This is a genomic window from Pseudoclavibacter sp. AY1F1, from assembly GCF_002931075.1.
Lineage (GTDB): Bacteria > Actinomycetota > Actinomycetes > Actinomycetales > Microbacteriaceae > Pseudoclavibacter.
This window is the reverse complement of sequence record NZ_PSTQ01000007.1, coordinates 21666-39569: the sequence shown is the minus strand read 5'-3', so window position 1 is coordinate 39569 and position 17904 is coordinate 21666. Positions and strand designations below refer to the sequence as shown.

Here is a 17904-nt window from a genome sequence, read left to right as displayed (position 1 = left end):
ACCTACAATCAACGTGTCATGACGCTACTGCCACCAGTCTTCCCATTCCCTCCAAGTGATGGAGCCTCTGAAAACGAACTCCTCGACGGGCTCAATCCGCAACAGAAGGAAGCCGTCACCTACCGCGGCCCCGCGTTGCTGATTGTCGCCGGAGCGGGGTCTGGTAAAACGCGAGTGCTGACGCACCGCATCGCGGGCCTCATCGCCTCCCGCGAGGCCTGGCCGAGCCAGATCCTCGCCATCACCTTCACCAACAAGGCCGCTGCCGAGATGCGGGAGCGCATCCAGCACATCGTCGGCGGTGCAGCGGATGGCATGTGGATCTCGACCTTCCACTCGGCCTGCGTTCGGATCCTTCGGCGGGAGGCCGACAAGTTCGGCTTCACGACGAGCTTCACGATCTACGACTCCGCCGACTCGAAGGCGCTCATCAAGCGCATCGTGAAGTCGTTGGAGGCCGATGTGCTCGGCTTTACCGTCTCGAGCGTCCAGTCGCGCATCTCGAAGCTCAAGAACGAGCTCACCGACGTCGATGGCTTCGCGCGCCAGGCGAACATGAGCGACCCGCGCGACGCGATGTTCCTCGACATCTACCGGCAGTACACGCAGTCGCTGCGCCGGGCAAACGCGTTCGACTTCGACGACCTCATCTCGCAGACCGTGTGGATGCTGCGCGCGTTCCCCGACGTCGCGGCCCAGTACCAGCGTCGGTTCCGCCACGTCCTCGTCGACGAGTACCAGGACACGAACCACGCCCAGTACTCGCTCATCCGCGAACTCACGAGGTCCGTCGAGCCGCAGCACGTGCCGTTCGACACCCGCATGGAGCTGGACGAGCGCGGCGGAATCCCCGGCGCCTCGCTCACGGTTGTCGGCGACTCCGACCAGTCGATCTACGCGTTCCGCGGCGCTGACATCCGCAACATCAGCGAGTTCGAACGCGACTTCTCGGACGCGAAGGTCGTGCTGCTCGAGCAGAATTACCGCTCGACGCAGAACATCCTCTCGGCAGCCAACGCCGTGATCCGCAACAACTTCGACCGCGTCGACAAGAAGCTCTGGTCCGACGGTGGGGAAGGCGCGAAGATCGTCGGCTTCACCGGGTTCTCGGCGCACGACGAGGCGCAGTTCGTGGCGGATGAGATCCACAAGCTCCGCGACGCCGGCCAGAGCTACAACGACATGGCCGTGTTCTACCGCACCAACGCGCAGACGCGCGCGCTCGAAGAGATCTTCATCCGCTCCGCCGTGCCCTACCGCCTCGTGGGCGGCACGAAGTTCTACGAGCGCGCGGAGATCAAGGACCTCGTCGCGTACCTCACGGCCCTCGTCAACCCGGCGGACGAGATGTCGACGAGGCGCATCCTCAACTCCCCGAAGCGATCGATCGGCCCCGCGACCGAGACCGCCATCTGGGACTTCGCGAACAGGTACAACATCACGTTCCGCGACGCCATGCGACGGGCCGGTGAGCTTGGTCTCGGGCCGAAGGTCACCGGTGCGATCGCTCAGCTCGCGAAGCTGCTCGACGACGCCACGGCCGGCCTCGACATCGACTCGCCGACCGGGCGCAAGACAGTCAGCCAGACGCTCAAGACCATCGTGAAGGGCACCGGCTACCTCGAGAAGCTGCTCCAGACCGGGAACCCCCAGGACGAGGCCCGGGCCGAGAACGTCGAGGAGCTCATCTCGGTTGCCGCGGAGTTCGACAAGAACAACGCGGGCGGCTCCGTCATCGACTTCCTCACCGATGTCGCACTCGTCGCAGCCGCAGACGACCTCATCGACGAGTCGGGCGCCGTTGTTCTCATGACGCTCCACACCGCGAAGGGGCTCGAGTACGACTCGGTCTTCATCACGGGCGTCGAGGAAGAGCTCCTGCCGCACCGCATCGCTGCCGACGAGCCAGGCGGTCCCGCGGAAGAGCGGCGCCTGTTCTACGTCGGCATCACCCGCGCTCGCAAGCGCCTGCACCTGTCCCTCGCCATGATGCGCTCGCAGTTCGGCGAGACCGCCGCGTCGCTGCCGAGCCGCTACCTGCAGGAGATCCCGTCAGAGCTCATCGAGTGGAGGGTCTCGCCCGGTTCTGCGGGCGGCCGTGGCGGTTACGACCAGCGGTCGGTCGCCTCCGCACGCAAGCCGCTTGGCAGCGAGGGCTACGGAACGGCGGGCGGCTACGGCAGAAGCGCATCCGACTCCGGCAGTGCAGGCTTCTCCAGCGCCGTTCGCTTCCGCGACTCGGATGCTGGGCGCGAGACCGCGCCAAAGGCCAAGCCGAAGCAGAAGTGGATCAACGAAGTCACCGGCCAGATGCGCGACAACAGCGGCATGGAGCTCGTCGCGGGGGACCGCATCACGCACGTCGACTTCGGAGAGGGAACCGTGCGCGCGATCCTCGGCAGCGAGGCGAAACGAATCGCGGAGGTCGACTTCGACAGCGCGGGGCGCAAGAAATTGCTCGTGAAACTCGCTCCGATCGAGAAGCTGACCAACTGAGTGCCGCGCTGGCACTAGGCTGAACGACGGACGTGTTTTGCCGGGCGGCGGGCACACACTGCCTGCCGGCGATGCGGTCCGCTCTGCAAATTCTGAAGGCTCGAGCGCGAGAATCCGAAGGCTCGGGCGAACGAACGCGACGACGCGTCGCGGATGGGATGAAACGTGGATCTCTTTGAGTACCAGGCGCGAGATGTATTCGACGCCCACGGTGTTCCAGTTCTCCAGGGACTCGTGGCCTACACGCCCGAGGAGGCGAAGGCCGCAGCCGAGAAGATCGGCGGCGTGACCGTCGTCAAGGCTCAGGTCAAGGTTGGCGGGCGCGGCAAGGCCGGCGGCGTCAAGCTCGCGAAGACCCCAGATGAGGCGTTCACCGCGGCCGAGGCCATCCTGGGTCTCGACATCAAGGGCCACATCGTCGAGAAGGTCATGATCGCGCAGGGCGCGGACATCGACCAGGAGTTCTACTTCTCCGTGCTCCTCGACCGCGCCAACCGCTCGTACCTCGCCATGGCGAGCGTCGAGGGTGGCATGGAGATCGAGCAGCTCGCCGTCGAAAAGCCCGAGGCTCTCGCACGGGTCGCGGTCGACCCCATCCGTGGCATCGATGCAGCCAAGGCCGAGGAGATCGCGCGCGCCGCGAACTTCCCAGAAGAGCTCGTCGGCAAGGTGGCTGACGTCTTCGTCAAGCTCTACGAGGTCTACAACCAGGAAGACGCGACGCTCGTCGAGGTCAACCCGCTTGTCCTCACCAAGGGCGGCGACATCGTCGCGCTCGACGGCAAGGTCACGATCGACGAGAACGCCGAGTTCCGTCACGCTGACCACGTCGCGCTCGCCGAGGCCGCAGGCGGACTCGACCCGCTCGAGGTCAAGGCCAAGGCCCACGACCTCAACTACGTGAAGCTCGACGGATCCGTCGGCATCATCGGAAACGGTGCTGGCCTCGTCATGTCGACGCTCGACGTCGTCGCCGGCGCAGGCGAGAAGCACGGCGGACAGAAGCCCGCCAACTTCCTCGACATCGGAGGCGGAGCATCCGCTGAGGTCATGGCCGCCGGCCTCGACGTCATCCTCGGCGACGAGCAGGTCAAGTCGGTCTTCGTGAACGTCTTCGGCGGCATCACGTCGTGCGACGCCGTCGCCAACGGCATCGTCGGCGCACTCAACACGCTGGGCGACGCCGCCACGAAGCAGATCGTCGTCCGCATCGACGGCAACAACGTCGAGGAGGGGCGTCGCATCCTCGCCGAGGCGAACCACCCCCTCGTGACCGTCGTCGCCACCATGGACGAAGCAGCCGACAAGGCCGCCGAGCTCGCCGCCCGCGCCTGAGTCGCCCGAAGAAAAGCAGAGAAGGAACAACAATGTCGATCTTCCTCGACGAGAACTCCAAGATCATCGTTCAGGGCATCACCGGCTCGGAGGGCTCCAAGCACGCCACGCGCATGCTCGAAGCCGGCTCCAACATCGTCGGCGGCACCAACCCTCGCAAGGCCGGGCAGACGCTCGAGCTCGCAGGCAAGGAACTCCCGATCTTCGGCACCGTGAAGGAGGCCATCGAGGCCACCGGCGCGAACGTCACCGTGATCTTCGTGCCGCCGGCCTTCGCGAAGGACGCCATCATCGAAGCCATCGACGCGGAGATCCCGCTGGCCGTGGCCATCACCGAGGGCATCCCGGTCAAGGACTCCTCCGAGGCCTGGTCGCACGCGCAGAGCGTCGGCAAGACCCGCCTCATCGGCCCGAACTGCCCAGGCATCATCTCGCCTGAGAAGTCGCTCGCCGGCATCACGCCCGCGAACATCACAGGTGCGGGCCCCATCGGCCTCGTGTCGAAGTCGGGCACGCTCACGTACCAGATGATGTACGAGCTCCGCGACCTCGGCATCTCGACCGCGATCGGCATCGGCGGCGACCCCGTCATCGGCACGACGCACATCGACGCACTCGAGGCGTTCGAGGCTGACCCCGACACGAAGGCGATCGTCATGATCGGCGAAATCGGTGGAGACGCTGAAGAGCGTGCGGCCGAGTACATCAAGGCACACGTCACGAAGCCGGTCGTCGGCTACGTCGCCGGATTCACGGCTCCCGAGGGCAAGACCATGGGCCACGCAGGAGCCATCGTCACCGGCTCCGCTGGCACCGCGCAGGCGAAGAAGGAGGCCCTCGAGGCCGCAGGTGTTCGTGTCGGCACGACGCCCACCGAGACCGCCAACCTCCTCCGCGAGGTCTACGCAGCGCTCTAGCAGGCAGCCGGGTGCCGACAGGCGCCTCGCAACCAGCGCAGAGCAGCAGCTCTGCACACGACGAAGTGGGCTGCAGCCCCGTGGGAACACGGACTGCAGCCCATTCGTCTCAGCCCGGATCGCGTCCCCCGTCGCGCCGCGCCCGAACGAACCGCCGGCTCAGCGTCGGCGGACCGAGATCCGAGACAGGATGCACGTGCCTCGACCAGAGTCGGCCCCCGCACGACAGCACGGTCGCCCCGGCGGACGTCCAGGCGCGCAGCCAGGGGCGCCGTCCGCCGGAAAGCCCGGCGCGCCATCTTCCGGAACCCCGGGCGCACATCCCGGAGGTCACCCGGGTGGGCATCCTGGAGGTCATCCGGGTGGGCATCCTGGCGGGCGCCCAGGCGCCGCCCCCGTGCCGCTCGACCCGCGCATTCTCGCGGCAACCCCGATGCGCAGGATCGCCCTGCCGTTGGTGCTCGGCTGGCTGCAGGCCCTTGCCCTCGCGGGCGTCCTCCTCCTTGTCGGTCGTGTACTCGACGGAACGCTCGCCGGCGAGAGGCTCAGCCTCGGAACCATCACCATGCTCGCAGCACTGGTGGTCACCTCCGCTGCCGCCGCAGCGGCTTCGACGCTTGTCGTGCAGCGCAGCAAGAACACGACCGAACGCGCGCTGCGCCGCCTCCTGGTCGGCCAGCTCTTCAGCGTCGGTCCGCTCGCGCTCGGCCGTGAGCGAACCGGTTCCCTGGTCAGCACCGCTACCGCTGCCGTCGAACGTGCCTCCGCCTACCGGGCAGGGTTCCTCGGGCCGATCATCGCGTCGCTGACGACGCCGATCCTCGTCCTGGCGGTCATCGCGTGGGCGATCGACCCCCTCACTGCCGGGCTCCTCCTGCTGCTGGTCCCTCTCATCCCAATCATCATCGTCGCGGTTCAGCGCGCGTTCCGATCCTCGACGGGCGCGTACCGGCGCAGCGCGGCGCAACTCTCTGCAGCATTCCTCAGCGCCATCCAGGGACTCACGACGCTCACCCTCAACCGTGCGGCCACCCGCACGGGCGACGAGCTCCGGATGCGTGGTGAGCAGAACCGCCGCCGTGTCATGCGGCTGCTCGCGGGCAACCAGGTCCTGATCCTCGCCGTCGATGCGGTGTTCTCGCTTGCCATGATCACGGGGGCGGCTGGGCTCGCCATCTGGCGCCTCGGGGATGGTGCCATCACGCCGGGCCAGGCGGCCGCGCTTGTGCTGCTCGCGACTCTCCTGACGGGGCCGGTCGATATCGTCGGCCAGTTCTTCTACATCGGCATGACCGGCCGCAACGCCGAGCGAGAGCTCAGCTCGGCGATCGCCGCTCGGCCGAGCAGACCGGAGGCTCCGGGAGACGACGCAGCATCCTCGGGTTCGAGCCGGCGCCCGACGGCGGCCCTCGAGCTGCGCGGCGTCACTGCGGGCTACGAGCGCTCGCAGTCCGTCCTCTCGGACTACTCGCTGCGGGTCGAGGTCGGCGAGCGGGTTGTCATCACGGGGCCAAGCGGCTCAGGCAAGTCGACGCTTCTGACGCTGGCCCAGGGCCTGCTGGCCCCTCGCGCGGGAACCGTGCTGGTCGGGGGAGCACCCGCCGGCAGCTCGGATGCGCGCGCCGGGCTCGCCGTTGTCGAGCAGAGCACGTTCCTCTTCACGGGCACCATCGCCGCGAACCTGCGTGTCGCGAAGCCGGACGCGAGCGACGAGGAGCTCTGGGCGGCGCTCGACGCGGCAGAGCTGCGCGACGACCTCGAGCGAGCACCGGATGGCCTCGAGACACAGGTCGGTGAAAGCGGGCTCGCGATCTCCGGCGGCCAGGCACAGCGCGTCGCGATTGCCCGCGCGTTCCTGCGCGACGCGAGCGTGCTGCTGCTCGACGAGCCGACCGCTCAGGTCGATCTGCGCTCCGAGCGTCTCATCACGAGCGCTCTGGCGAGGCTCGCCGAGGGGCGCACCGTGGTCATGGTCTCGCATCGGCCGACGAGCATCCTCGCGGCCGACCGGGTGATCAGCCTCGGCGCCGAAGAATCGAACGGCGCCCAGGAGCCGAACGGCGCCCAGAAGGCGAACGGCAGCACCAACGAGCGCGCGGAGCATGCCTCCGGCGCCGATCTGAGTCGCGAACGAGGGGAGCGTCGATGAGCGCCGCATCCGCTCAGGAGCAACCGCAGCGGTCGCCGCAACAAGCGACCAGGCCGCAGCTCGTCTCGTGGCTGCTACGCCAGACGGCCCCGCTCCTCTGGCCGCTTGCGCTCGCGACCGTGCTCAGAGTCATCGGCCAGCTTGCTGGCATCGCGATCCTCGTCGTCGCCATGCTCGGCGTCTCCGGTCAACTTTCCCTCTGGGCCGCGCTCGGCACGATGGTCGCACTCGCGTTGGCGAAGGCGGTCCTGCGTTATCTCGAGCAGTTCAGCGGGCACTTCGTGGCGTTCGCGGCGCTGGCGCGCCTCCGAGACCTGTTCTTCGCCCGCCTCGAGCCTCAGGCCCCTGCAGCCACCGAGGGGGCAGGCAGCGGCGAGCTGAGCGAGCGGGCCACACGCGACATCGACCGAGTCGAGGTCTTCTTCGCGCACACGGCGCCGCCGGCTGTCTCCGCGGTGCTTGTGCCCGCCATCGCGCTCACCTGGCTCGGCGCCTCGCAGGGCGCGGCACTCGCACTTGCCATCGCTCCCTTCGTGGTGCTTGTGGTCTTCATCGTCCCGGCCATCGGTGGGAAGGCGAGCTGGCGTGCCTCGCAGCAGGCGGTCGCCGCGAAGGGCGTCGTCGCTCAGCACGTGAGCGATTCCGTCGTGGGCGTCCGAGAGGTCCTCGCCTTCGAACACGGCGCGGCTCGACTCGAGGATATGGATGCGCGGAGCGAGGCAGGAGTCCGCTCGTCGTCGCTCGCCTCCCGCATCTCGGCCGTGCGGGGCGCGCTTGTTGTGCTCCTCCAATGGGGCTCGGTGCTCGCGGCGCTTGTCGTCGGCAGCGTGGGAGTTGTCGACGGCACCCAGACGTGGACGCAACTGCTCGTAGCGCTCGCAGTTGCCGTCGGGCTCTTCGTGCCAACGCGGGCCGTCGAGAGCTTCGTCACCGACCTCAACGCGTCGTTCGCGAGCGCCGCTCGTCTGCGCGAAATCATGGAGCGGCTTCCGCTTGTCACCGACGCGAGTGCACAGCCGCGCCAGGAGGCGGCAGCGCGCACAGGACCGAACGCAGGACCGAACGAGGGACGCGCGCACCCGGTGGCCCTCGCTTTCGAGGGGATCGACTTCGCCTACCCAGGCGGAGGGAACGCTGCCTCCTCGAAGGATGACGACGCACCAGCCCGCACCGTGCTCAAGGACATTTGCTTCGAGCTGCGGGCGGGGGAGCACCTCACCGTCGTCGGCCCATCCGGCAGCGGGAAGTCGACAATCGCGTCGCTCGCCCTCCGCTTCTGGGACCCGGATCGGGGCTCGGTGTCAGTGCGGCGAGGACCGGATGGAGAGCCGGAACCGCTGCCGCGCATCCCGCTCGACGAACTGCGAACGCGCACGGCGCTCGTCTCGCAGCGCCCGTACCTGAGCGACGGCACCGTTGGGCAGAACGTCGCGCTCGCGAGGCCGGGCGCCACTGACGAGGAGATCTTCGCCGCGCTGCGAGTCGCGGCACTCGATGAGTGGGTGCGCGAGCAGCCGAAGGGGCTCGACACACCGGTCAGAGAGCGGGGCGGAGGTCTGTCCGGCGGACAGCGTCAGCGCGTCGCGATCGCTCGCGCCGTGCTCGCCGGCCCCGAGCTGTTGGTGCTCGACGAGGCGACAAGCGCGCTCGACGGCGTGACCGAACGGACTGTCCGCGAACGGCTTGCCGTGTGGGCAGAAGGGCGCAGCATTCTCGAGATCAGCCACCGCCTCGACGCGCTGGACGACACGGATCGAGTGCTGGTCCTCGACGCGGGACGCGTCGTGGAAGTCGGCTCGCCTGAGCAGCTCCGCCACGCGGGCGGCCCATTCCAGCAGCTCCTCGAGCGCTGAGTCCCCGCGCGGCTTCGGTGTCCCACACGGCTCCTCCGCTCCTCCGCTCGTGCGCTCCTCCGTTCGTCTGCTCGTCCGTTCCTCCGTTCGTCTGCCTGTCCGTTCCTCCGTTCCTCCGTTCGTCTGCTCGTCCGTTCCTCCGTTCGTCTGCCTGTCCGTTCCTCCGTTCCTCCGTTCGTCTGCTCGTCCGTTCCTCCGTTCGTCTGCTTGTCCGTTCCTCCGTTCGTCTGCTTGTCCGTTCCGCGGGCGTGCCCGGCATTCCCCGGCTGTCCTGACCAACATGAGTGCGAAACCGCGATGATTCGGGCCTGAAGCCCCGATTCGGGCCGATTCTGCACTCATGTTGGTCAGCCGCGCACGGGCTCGCCGCCGCTGGCGTGGCCAACTCGCGTGATAGATGTCGCCGTTGGGGCGCCTCCGCCCGTCCGCGGGCGGATCCAGCACGGAAGTTGGTCAGGCCGAGGCCGAGGCTGGGTTTCCTTCCGCAGCCGATCCCGCGGCCGAACCAGGGACCGAACCCGGAGTGCCCTCGCCGCTGTGCTCGCGCAGCTCGAGCTCTATGAACGCGCCGATCATGGCACGGTAGGTCGCTTCGACGACCTCGGGCGACGCATCAGCCTTCTCGGCAAGCGCGCGCACTTTGCTGATGACCTGCTCGACGCGGGCGGGGGCTCGCACGGCACCCGTGTCCTGCCCGCGCTTGGCGGTGGCCGCGCGCTCGACCCATCGCTGACGCTCGCCGATGAGGGCGACAATTCGCGTATCGAGCGAGTCGATCGCGTCGCGGATGTCAGTCATCTGGTGCGGGCCTGTTGATCCAGTCATTCCGGCAGGTTAGCGGCTATCGTCGGGGTGCTATGCCTCGCCCGATCACGTACCTGTACTCCGCCGTCGACGCTCTTGTCGCGGCCGCGGTCGGCCTCGGCGTCCCACTGATCGCAGTCGTCGCGGTGCAACTGGCGACGGCAGGTTTCGGCAGCGACTTCTTGGCGGGTTTCCAGTACGCGGCCGCTATCTGGGCGCTCTCACTCGGTGGTTTCGTGGGGGCGACGATCGATCCGAGCTCCGGCCTCCTGCCGGCTGGCAGCGAGGCGGTGGCCTTCACGCTTCGGGTCATGCCGCTTGGTCTCACGCTCATCACGGTGTGGCTGGCTCGGGTCACCGGGGTCCGCATCCGTGCTGGCTCGGACGTGATCTGGCCTGGTCTCTTCTTCACGACCGCCGTGTTCGGGGCCTGCGCGGCTGGCGTCTCGGTCGCCGCGAGCGGCCGTGGCATCGACATCGGTGTGTGGCAGACCACGATCGTCGGTGGCGTCGTCTTCCTCGCCTCCGCGTTTGCGGGTGCACGGGGTTGGCAGGTCGCGCCGGTCGACTCCGCCGTCTCGGCGCTCGAGGACCGCGGGCGGGCCATGCTCACGCAGGGGCTCAGAGCCGCTGGCATCATGATCAGCGGCGTGCTCGGGGCCGGTGCCGTGCTCCTCGTCATCGCGGTCGTGGTTGGGCTCGCGAGCATCCTGGCCCTGTTCCAGTCGCTGCCGCTCGACGTCACCAGCTCGATCGTCGTCGGTCTGAGTCAGTTGGTGGTCGCCGTGAACGGCGTCGTCTGGTCCGCTGCCTGGATGCTCGGTACCGGCTTCGCGATCGGCACGGGCTCGCAGGTGACGCCCTCTGAGACGCTCGTGGGCCCGATGCCGGTGCTCCCCCTACTCGGCGCGATCCCCGCGTCGCCGCCGCTGCTCGCGATCTCGGTCATCGCCGTTCCGGTCCTGGTCGGCCTGCTTGCGATGGTCGGTGTGCGGATGCACGCCCCTGCCGGAGCTGCGCGCGGGGTTTGGTCTCGCATCTCGATCGCGCTTGCCGCCGCTGGTGTTGCGGCAGTGGCCATCGGGGTGCTTGCGCTCGTCGCGGGTGGCTCGGCTGGGCCTGGGCGACTTGCTGATGTCGGCCCTTTCCCCCTGCTGACCGGGGCGAGCGCGTTCGGGACCCTCGCGCTCGGTGCCCTGGTCGGCGCGCTGGTCCCGCTCTCCGCTGAGCAGTTCGACGATGACGAGTCCGACGAGGCTGAGCACCCCAGTAGCTCAAGCGTCGCGCGGGCCGACCGTGGGAACGACAAGGCACAGGCGTCGACCAAAGCGACGTCCACCAAACCGACGACGAGCAAGGCGCCACTGCGCGAATCCGCAGTCGCTCCCACGCCACGCGCGACCAAGCGTCGCTCGACCCGCGAGAGCGCCGACGAGCGCCCCTGGGTTGCCGACGCCGTCTCGAAGCGCTTCGAGGATCCGGGTGAGGCCGAGCGGAAGCCGGGGACAGCGCTCGAGATTAGGGCGGACGATCCGCCAGCGGAACGCCAGACGTCCGAGATCCGCCGAGCCAAGCGGCTCAAGGTCGAGAACCCGCGGTACGACGACGAGCCGGACATCTACGCCGACATCGACCTCGACGACTGAGAGACCGGTTGGATGGTCTTTCGAGAGACGACTCGATTGCCCACTCGACTAGACTGACCCGGTGCTCAAGGTAGTTGTCCTCATCTCCGGCGCGGGTTCGAACCTGCGTGCGCTGCTCGAGACACTCCGGAGCTCCGCCGAGTCCGAGTCGCCCATCGACGCTGAGATCGTCGCGATCGGTGCGGATACGCAGGCTGCTGGCCTCGCGCTCGCGGAGGAATTCCGCATCCCGTCGTTTGTCGTGCGGCCGAAGGATTTCGCGGACAGGGCGGCGTGGGGCGAGGAGCTGCTCGCGCGGATCCAGCACTTCGAGCCCGACCTGACCCTGCTGTCCGGCTTCATGCGGCTCGTCCCGCCGGCGGTGGTGGATGCGCTTTCTCCACGCCTGGTGAACACCCACCCCGCGTATTTGCCTGAGTTCCCCGGCGCCCACGCCGTGCGCGACGCCCTCGAGGCCGGCGTCGCCGAAACGGGTGCCTCCATCATCATCGTCGACAACGGTGTCGACACCGGACCGATCATCGATCGGGTCCGCATCCCCGTGCTCCCCGGCGACACCGAGGAGCTGCTTCACGGCCGTATCAAGGTCGTGGAGCGCCGTCTGCTGGAAGACACCGTCAGAGGCGTCGCCTCCGGCGAAATTGCACTCGAGGAAAGAGCCACCGCATGAGCACCCCCGCCTCCCACGGATCCTCCAACGGATCGCTGGTCACTCTCGAGCGCATCGAGCCCAAGCGTGCGCTCGTCTCGGTGAGCGACAAGAGCGGCCTCATCGACCTCGCCGCTGGCCTGAAGGCCGCCGGCGTCGAGATCGTCTCGACTGGCTCCACAGCTAAGACCATCCGCGAGGCCGGCTACGACGTCACCGACGTGCAGCAGGTGACCGGGTTCCCCGAATCGCTCGACGGTCGGGTCAAGACCCTCCACCCAGGCGTGCACGCCGGGATCCTCGCGGATCGTCGTATCGCCGACCACGTGCGCCAGCTCGACGAGCTCGGCATCGCGCCGTTCGAACTCATCGTCGTGAACCTGTATCCGTTCGTCGAGACGGTGGCGTCTGGGGCGGATGCGCCTGCGATCATCGAGCAGATCGACATCGGCGGGCCTGCGCTTGTGCGTGCCTCCGCCAAGAACTTCGCGAACGCCACGATCGTGACCTCGCCAAGCGATTACGCCACGGTGCTCGACGAGATCGCCGGCGGGGGCGTGACGCTCGAGACCCGTCGCGCGCTCGCGGCGGCGGCCTTCCAGCACACCTCCAGCTACGACCAGGCCGTCGGAGCGTGGTTCGTGTCCCACATCGCTGACGTCGAATCAGGAGGCACAGAAGCTGGCGCGGCGTCGACGGCTGCCACGGAGGAGCTGCCGAGCTCGTTCACGATCGAGGGCACCCGGCTCGCGGCGCTGCGTTACGGCGAGAACTCGCACCAGGTCGCCGCGGTCTACGGTCGCGCTGACGGTCGCGGCATCGCACAGGCAGAGCAGCTCCACGGCAAGGAGATGTCGTACAACAACTTCGTCGATGCCGACGCGGCGCTCCGAGCGGCGTTCGATCACACGTCGCCCGCCGTCGCCATCATCAAGCACGCCAATCCGTGCGGCATCGCCGTGGCGCCCGAGGGACTCGCGCCCGCTGAGGCCATCGCCGAGGCACACCGCCGCGCACACGCCTGCGACCCGGTCAGCGCCTACGGTGGCGTCGTGGCCGCGAACCGCGAGGTGTCACTCGAGATGGCGCAGACGCTCTCCAAGATCTTCACCGAGGTCGTCATCGCCCCGAGCTTCGCACCGGAGGCGCTCGAGGTGCTGAGCGCCAAGAAGAATATCCGCCTCCTGCAGCTCCCCGCCGACCCTGCTCTTGAGCAGCGCGAGGTCCGTCAGATCTCAGGCGGCTTCCTCGTGCAGGGTGCCGACCGCTTTGAGCCGAACGCGTCACTGATCGAGGGATGGACGCTCGTGGCCGGCGCTCCCGCGGCGGGCCAGACCGTTGAAGACCTCGAGTTCGCCTGGCGCGCCTGCCGTGCGGTGAAGTCGAACGCGATCCTGCTTGCCTCCGACGGCGCATCCGTCGGTGTTGGCATGGGACAGGTCAACCGTGTCGACTCCTGCCACCTCGCCGTCTCGCGTGCGGGGGAGCGGGCCGCCGGCTCGGTCGCCGCGTCAGACGCGTTCTTCCCGTTCGCGGACGGCCTGGAGGTTCTCCTCGAGGCGGGCGTGAGCGCCGTCGTGCAGCCGGGAGGGTCCATCCGCGACGAAGAGGTCATCGCTGCCGCCGAAAAGGCCGGCGTGACGATGTACTTCACCGGCGAGCGCCACTTCTTCCACTGATTCGCGACGGCCAGCGCCGCCTGAAGCTGGCGGCAGCTCGCCCGCATACGACACACACGAGAGCAGCAATTGAGCACCAAGAACTCCCAGCCCGTCACCCGCGTGAGCGAGCTCGACGGCGGAACGCGCTTCAACGCGGCCCTCGTCGCGGCCATGGGCGTCGCGTTGGCGACGCTCCTCACCTCGCTTGTGGTCATGAACGAGCGAGACCTGACGATGGTCCTCTCGCCGCTCACGACGCTCACGGACACGTTCGACTTCTACTCGCTTTCGGTGCTCATCCTGCTGGTCCTCGTGACGCTTGTCGGTTGGCTCGGGTGGCTCCGCAACTGGTGGATCTCCGCGATCGCCGGTCTTGTGGTGACGGTTGTCGCCGGCACCGTGGGCTACGTGGTGCGACTCGCGACGGGAGGTGCCGAGTTCACCGGTGAGACGTGGTCGGCGATCTTCACCGAGTTCTTCGGACTCAACTTCGTGTTCCTCGTGTCAGGGACGGTCTTCACTGCCCTCATCGGTCCCTCGCTGTTCCGCCGCCAGGTCGCTGACATGCTCCAGGATGTGTCGGGCCGCGTCGCGCATTCCGGGGAGCTCCGCCGGTTCGCAGAGTCGAGCAGGAAGCTCGCGCTTGTGCGCATCCCCGCAGCCAACCCGCAGGATGCGCAGGTCACGTTCCAGGAGCGAGCCGAGGTCGACCGAGATCGCGCCAACGAGCAGTGGGAGTCCTACGTGGCGCTGCTCGACGAGCACGGCTGGGAGACTCGCGAGGTTCCAGCGGCTGAGACGATGCCGGACTCGGTCTTCACGGAGGACCAGGTTGTTGTGCTCGGTCAGGTCGCGATCCTGGGCCGCAGCGGAGCAGCATCCCGTCGAGCCGAGCTGCCAGGCGTGCGCGCGGCCCTCGCCGAGACGGAGTTCGTGACGATGGAGATCGAGGCTCCAGCCACACTCGACGGCGGCGACGTGCTGCTCGCGGGCGACACGGTCTACGTTGGGGCCTCGACCCGCACCAACGCTGAGGGCATCCGGGCGCTCCGGGAAATCGCCCTCGACCTCGGCTACCGGGTGGTGGCGGTTCCCATCAAGGGTGCTCTGCACCTGAAGAGCGTCGCGACGGCGTTACCAGACGGCACCATCATCGCGTGGACGCCGGCGCTTGAGCAGCCTTCGCTCTTCGGCGGCTACATCGAGGCACCCGAGTTGCTTGGCGCGAGCATCCTGCCCCTCGACTCGGACACCGTCCTCGTCTCGGCAGCGGCCCCCGCGACCGCGAAGCTCGTGAAGCGCCTCGGCTACAACGTCGTCACGATCGACCTCTCGGAGTTCGAGAAGCTCGAGGGCGGCGTCACCTGCCTGTCGGCCCGCGCCTACTAGGCGCATCCCGCATCCCGCATCGCGCATCCCGCATCGCCATCCACGATCGCTGCCCGGCGTTTCGCCCTCTCGCGGGCCTGCGAGAGGGCGAAACGCCGGGCAGCGATTTGGGGGGAACCGACTACAGAGAACCCGTGCCGTGTTGGCTGAGCTCGCGCTCGCCAACCGTCTCCCCGTACTGGGTCTCGCCCGTGACGATGAAGCCGAGGCCGCGGAAGAAGTCGCCTGGTCCCAGATCGCCCTCTTCCCAGATGGTCGTCACCTTGTCGAAGCCGCGTCGAGCGGCCTCGTCGAGGATGGCCTTCACGGCAAACGACCCGATGCCGCGACGCTGGAAGTCGGCGTCGACGTTCATGCGCAGGATCGTGGCCCGGAACAGCTCGTCTGGTGCGTCTTCGTCGAAGTTCGCCATGACGAAGCCCACGACGCGACCGTCGAGCACAACAACCCTCGGCCACGACGTCGTCTGGTTGACGTAGGCCTCCGAGATGGAGTTGGAGACGGGCGCGACGTACGCCTCTTGGCCTGGTTTCAGCGTGAGCGTGTTGGCGGCGACGATGTTGTCGGCGGACAGCTCTTCGATATACAGCTCGCTCATGCATGCAGAGTAGCGGTCCGTCTGAGTATTCCTCCGAATGCGGCCCCGGTAGGCTGTATGCAAACCGCGCGCAGAAGGAGAACTTTATGGCGAAGATCAAGGTCGAAGGAACGGTTGTCGAGCTCGACGGCGACGAGATGACCCGCATCATCTGGCAGAAGATCAAGGACACGCTCATCCACCCGTATCTCGACGTGAACCTCGAGTATTACGACCTGGGCATCGAGAAGCGCGACGAGACGGACGACCAGATCACGGTCGACGCGGCTCACGCGATCCAGAAGCACGGCGTCGGCATCAAGTGCGCGACGATCACCCCAGACGAGGCACGCGTCGAGGAGTTCGGCCTCAAGCAGATGTGGCGCTCCCCGAACGGCACCATCCGTAACATCCTGGGCGGCGTGATCTTCCGCGAGCCCATCATCATCTCGAACATCCCGCGCCTCGTGCCTGGCTGGAACAAGCCGATCATCGTTGGCCGTCACGCGTTCGGCGACCAGTACCGTGCCACCGACTTCCGCTTCGCGGGCGAGGGCAAGCTCACGGTCGAGTTCACGCCGGACGACGGCTCCGAGCCGCAGAAGTTCGAGGTCTTCCACTCCCCGGGTGACGGAATCGCCCAGGTGCAGTACAACCTCGACGCGTCCATCACCGACTTCGCTCGTGCGTCGCTCAACTACGGACTCACGCGCGGCTACCCCGTGTACCTGTCGACGAAGAACACGATCCTGAAGAAGTACGACGGTCGTTTCAAGGACATCTTCCAGGAGATCTTCGAGGCTGAGTTCAAGGAGAAGTTCGACGCAGCCGGCATCACGTACGAGCACCGCCTCATCGACGACATGGTCGCCGCTTCGCTCAAGTGGGAGGGCGGCTACGTCTGGGCTTGCAAGAACTACGACGGCGACGTCCAGTCGGACACCGTCGCGCAGGGCTTCGGCTCGCTCGGGCTCATGACGAGCGTGCTCACAACGCCGGACGGCAAAGTCGTCGAGGCTGAGGCAGCGCACGGCACGGTCACGCGCCACTACCGTCAGCACCAGCAGGGCAAGCCCACCTCGACGAACCCGATCGCCTCGATCTACGCCTGGACGCGCGGCCTCGCGCACCGCGGCAAGCTCGACGGCAACCAGGAGCTCATCGACTTCACGCAGGCTCTCGAAGAAGTTGTCATCGAGACCGTCGAGTCGGGCAAAATGACGAAGGACCTCGCGGCGCTTGTCGGAGAGGGAACGCCGTACCAGACGACCGACGACTTCATGAACTCGATCGCCGAGAACCTGGCCGCTCGAGTTTCCGCGTAGGCGACTCTCGACGTCCCCAGGGACTGGCGAAGCCCCGCATCCTGTTTCGGCAGGGTGCGGGGCTTCTGCGTACGGGCGAATAGGGTGGATGCATGAGCACCTCGCCAGTTCGCATCACTGTCACGGGAGCCGCCGGGAACATCGGCTACTCGCTCCTCTTCCGCATCGCGTCGGGCTCCATGCTCGGTGACACCCCGGTCGAGCTGCGCCTGCTCGAGATCCCGCAGGCGGTCAAGTCGGCTGAGGGTACGGCGATGGAGCTCGCGGACGGGGCCTTCCCACTCCTGCGATCCGTGGACGTCTTCGATGACGCGGATGCGGCCTTCGACGGAACGAGCATCGCCCTGCTCGTCGGATCGATGCCGACGCGACGGCATGGACCGCGCCGACCTGCTCGAGGCGAACGGCGGCATCTTCGCGCCCCAGGGGCGCGCGATCGGTCAGCATGCTGCCGACGACATCCGAGTCCTGGTTGTCGGCAACCCGGCCAACACCAACGCCGCGATCGCGCGCGCGGCAGCGCCAGATGTGCCCGCTGAGCGCTTCACGGCGATGATGCGGCTCGACCATAACCGCGCGATCGCACAGCTCGCCGCGAAGGCGGGCGTCGGTGCCGGTGAGGTGTCGCGCATCCACGTCTGGGGGAACCACTCGAACACCCAGGTGCCAGATGTCGACCACGGCACGATCGGCGGGGTCCCGATTCGGGAGCGCATCGCAGACGACGCCTGGGTGGACGGCGAATTCGTCACCACCGTCGCCACGAGGGGAGCCGCGATCATCACGGCGCGAGGAGCTTCCTCCGCAGCATCGGCGGCCTCCGCGGCAGTCGACCACGTGCGGGACTGGGTGCTCGGCACTCCAATCGGCGACTGGACAACCGCGGCTCTGCCCTCCCGTGGCGACTATGGGATTCCCGAGGGTCTCGTGGCTGGTGTTCCTGTGACCTCGCAGGGCGGGGAGTGGGAGGTCGTGCAGGGTCTCGAACTCAGCGAGCTCACGCGTACACGCCTCGCGGCCACGGTCGCCGACCTTGAAGCCGAACGCGATAGCGTTGTCGGTCTGGGATTCGTCCCGTCGAACTCCTGAAGTGAGAAGAGCTG

The 17904-nt window shown here is 67.6% G+C and carries 12 protein-coding genes and 1 pseudogene; 11 read left to right on the top strand and 2 right to left on the bottom strand.

Features of this window, described 5'->3' with window-relative positions; translation table 11 throughout:
• The first annotated feature begins 18 nt into the window (after positions 1-18).
• The 5 genes from C5B85_RS11705 to C5B85_RS11685 all read left to right on the top strand — a co-directional run bounded on the left by C5B85_RS11705 (position 19) and on the right by C5B85_RS11685 (position 8750).
• The gene (locus C5B85_RS11705) at positions 19-2496 is read left to right on the top strand and encodes an ATP-dependent helicase (protein WP_104286332.1); all 2478 of its coding nucleotides are present in this window, start codon (positions 19-21) and stop codon (positions 2494-2496) included.
• 165 nt (positions 2497-2661) lie between these two features.
• A complete protein-coding gene (gene sucC / locus C5B85_RS11700; RefSeq protein ID WP_104286210.1) occupies positions 2662-3831 on the top strand; it encodes an ADP-forming succinate--CoA ligase subunit beta in 1170 nt (389 codons plus the stop codon).
• Between the two features lie 32 nt (positions 3832-3863).
• Entirely contained in the window at positions 3864-4748 is an 885-nt protein-coding gene (gene sucD / locus C5B85_RS11695; protein ID WP_068479974.1) for a succinate--CoA ligase subunit alpha, read from the top strand.
• A 397-nt stretch (positions 4749-5145) separates the two neighbouring features.
• Positions 5146-6897 carry an ABC transporter ATP-binding protein gene (locus tag C5B85_RS11690; RefSeq protein ID WP_104286209.1) on the top strand — a complete coding sequence of 584 codons (1752 nt, stop codon included), beginning with the start codon at positions 5146-5148 and terminating at the stop codon, positions 6895-6897.
• Complete coding sequence (locus C5B85_RS11685) at positions 6894-8750, top strand: ABC transporter ATP-binding protein (protein ID WP_104286208.1); 1857 nt, start codon at positions 6894-6896, stop codon at positions 8748-8750. Before C5B85_RS11690 ends, C5B85_RS11685 begins: the two co-directional genes overlap by 4 nt.
• Before the next feature lie 453 nt (positions 8751-9203).
• On the opposite strand, the gene C5B85_RS11680 is transcribed toward C5B85_RS11685, so the two are convergent.
• The gene (locus C5B85_RS11680; protein ID WP_104286207.1) at positions 9204-9575 is read right to left on the bottom strand and encodes a chorismate mutase; all 372 of its coding nucleotides are present in this window, start codon (positions 9573-9575) and stop codon (positions 9204-9206) included.
• A 32-nt stretch (positions 9576-9607) separates the two neighbouring features.
• On the opposite strand from C5B85_RS11680, the gene C5B85_RS11675 reads away from it, so the two are divergent.
• The 4 genes from C5B85_RS11675 to C5B85_RS19570 all read left to right on the top strand — a co-directional run bounded on the left by C5B85_RS11675 (position 9608) and on the right by C5B85_RS19570 (position 14899).
• Positions 9608-11200 carry a DUF6350 family protein gene (locus tag C5B85_RS11675; protein WP_104286206.1) on the top strand — a complete coding sequence of 531 codons (1593 nt, stop codon included), beginning with the start codon at positions 9608-9610 and terminating at the stop codon, positions 11198-11200.
• A gap of 61 nt (positions 11201-11261) precedes the next feature.
• Positions 11262-11870: a phosphoribosylglycinamide formyltransferase gene (purN, locus tag C5B85_RS11670; RefSeq protein WP_104286205.1), complete on the top strand. Its 609-nt coding sequence runs from the start codon at positions 11262-11264 to the stop codon at positions 11868-11870.
• Positions 11867-13528, top strand: coding sequence for a bifunctional phosphoribosylaminoimidazolecarboxamide formyltransferase/IMP cyclohydrolase (gene purH, locus C5B85_RS11665; protein WP_104286204.1), 1662 nt, complete (start codon positions 11867-11869; stop codon positions 13526-13528). Before purN ends, purH begins: the two co-directional genes overlap by 4 nt.
• Positions 13529-13597: 69 nt before the next feature.
• Positions 13598-14899 carry a dimethylarginine dimethylaminohydrolase family protein gene (locus C5B85_RS19570; RefSeq protein ID WP_258070747.1) on the top strand — a complete coding sequence of 434 codons (1302 nt, stop codon included), beginning with the start codon at positions 13598-13600 and terminating at the stop codon, positions 14897-14899.
• A 121-nt stretch (positions 14900-15020) separates the two neighbouring features.
• On the opposite strand, the gene C5B85_RS11655 is transcribed toward C5B85_RS19570, so the two are convergent.
• Entirely contained in the window at positions 15021-15497 is a 477-nt protein-coding gene (locus tag C5B85_RS11655; RefSeq protein WP_104286203.1) for a GNAT family N-acetyltransferase, read from the bottom strand.
• A gap of 86 nt (positions 15498-15583) precedes the next feature.
• Between C5B85_RS11655 and C5B85_RS11650 the strand changes: the two genes are divergently transcribed.
• Together C5B85_RS11650 and C5B85_RS11645 are read left to right on the top strand one after the other, a co-directional pair.
• Entirely contained in the window at positions 15584-16801 is a 1218-nt protein-coding gene (locus tag C5B85_RS11650) for an NADP-dependent isocitrate dehydrogenase (protein ID WP_068479962.1), read from the top strand.
• 92 nt (positions 16802-16893) lie between these two features.
• Positions 16894-17890: pseudogene (locus C5B85_RS11645) on the top strand (malate dehydrogenase).
• Positions 17891-17904 lie beyond the last annotated feature (14 nt).

Excerpts from the sequence above, each read along its gene's own strand:
- C5B85_RS11680 (WP_104286207.1), bottom strand. The coding sequence starts at position 9,575 with ATGACTGGATCAACAGGCCCGCACCAGATGACTGACATCCGCGACGCG.
- C5B85_RS11705 (WP_104286332.1), top strand. The coding sequence starts at position 19 with ATGACGCTACTGCCACCAGTCTTCCCATTCCCTCCAAGTGATGGAGCC.
- C5B85_RS11685 (WP_104286208.1), top strand. The coding sequence starts at position 6,894 with ATGAGCGCCGCATCCGCTCAGGAGCAACCGCAGCGGTCGCCGCAACAA.
- sucD (WP_068479974.1), top strand. The coding sequence starts at position 3,864 with ATGTCGATCTTCCTCGACGAGAACTCCAAGATCATCGTTCAGGGCATC.
- C5B85_RS11650 (WP_068479962.1), top strand. The coding sequence starts at position 15,584 with ATGGCGAAGATCAAGGTCGAAGGAACGGTTGTCGAGCTCGACGGCGAC.
- C5B85_RS11655 (WP_104286203.1), bottom strand. The coding sequence starts at position 15,497 with ATGAGCGAGCTGTATATCGAAGAGCTGTCCGCCGACAACATCGTCGCC.
- purH (WP_104286204.1), top strand. The coding sequence starts at position 11,867 with ATGAGCACCCCCGCCTCCCACGGATCCTCCAACGGATCGCTGGTCACT.
- C5B85_RS11675 (WP_104286206.1), top strand. The coding sequence starts at position 9,608 with ATGCCTCGCCCGATCACGTACCTGTACTCCGCCGTCGACGCTCTTGTC.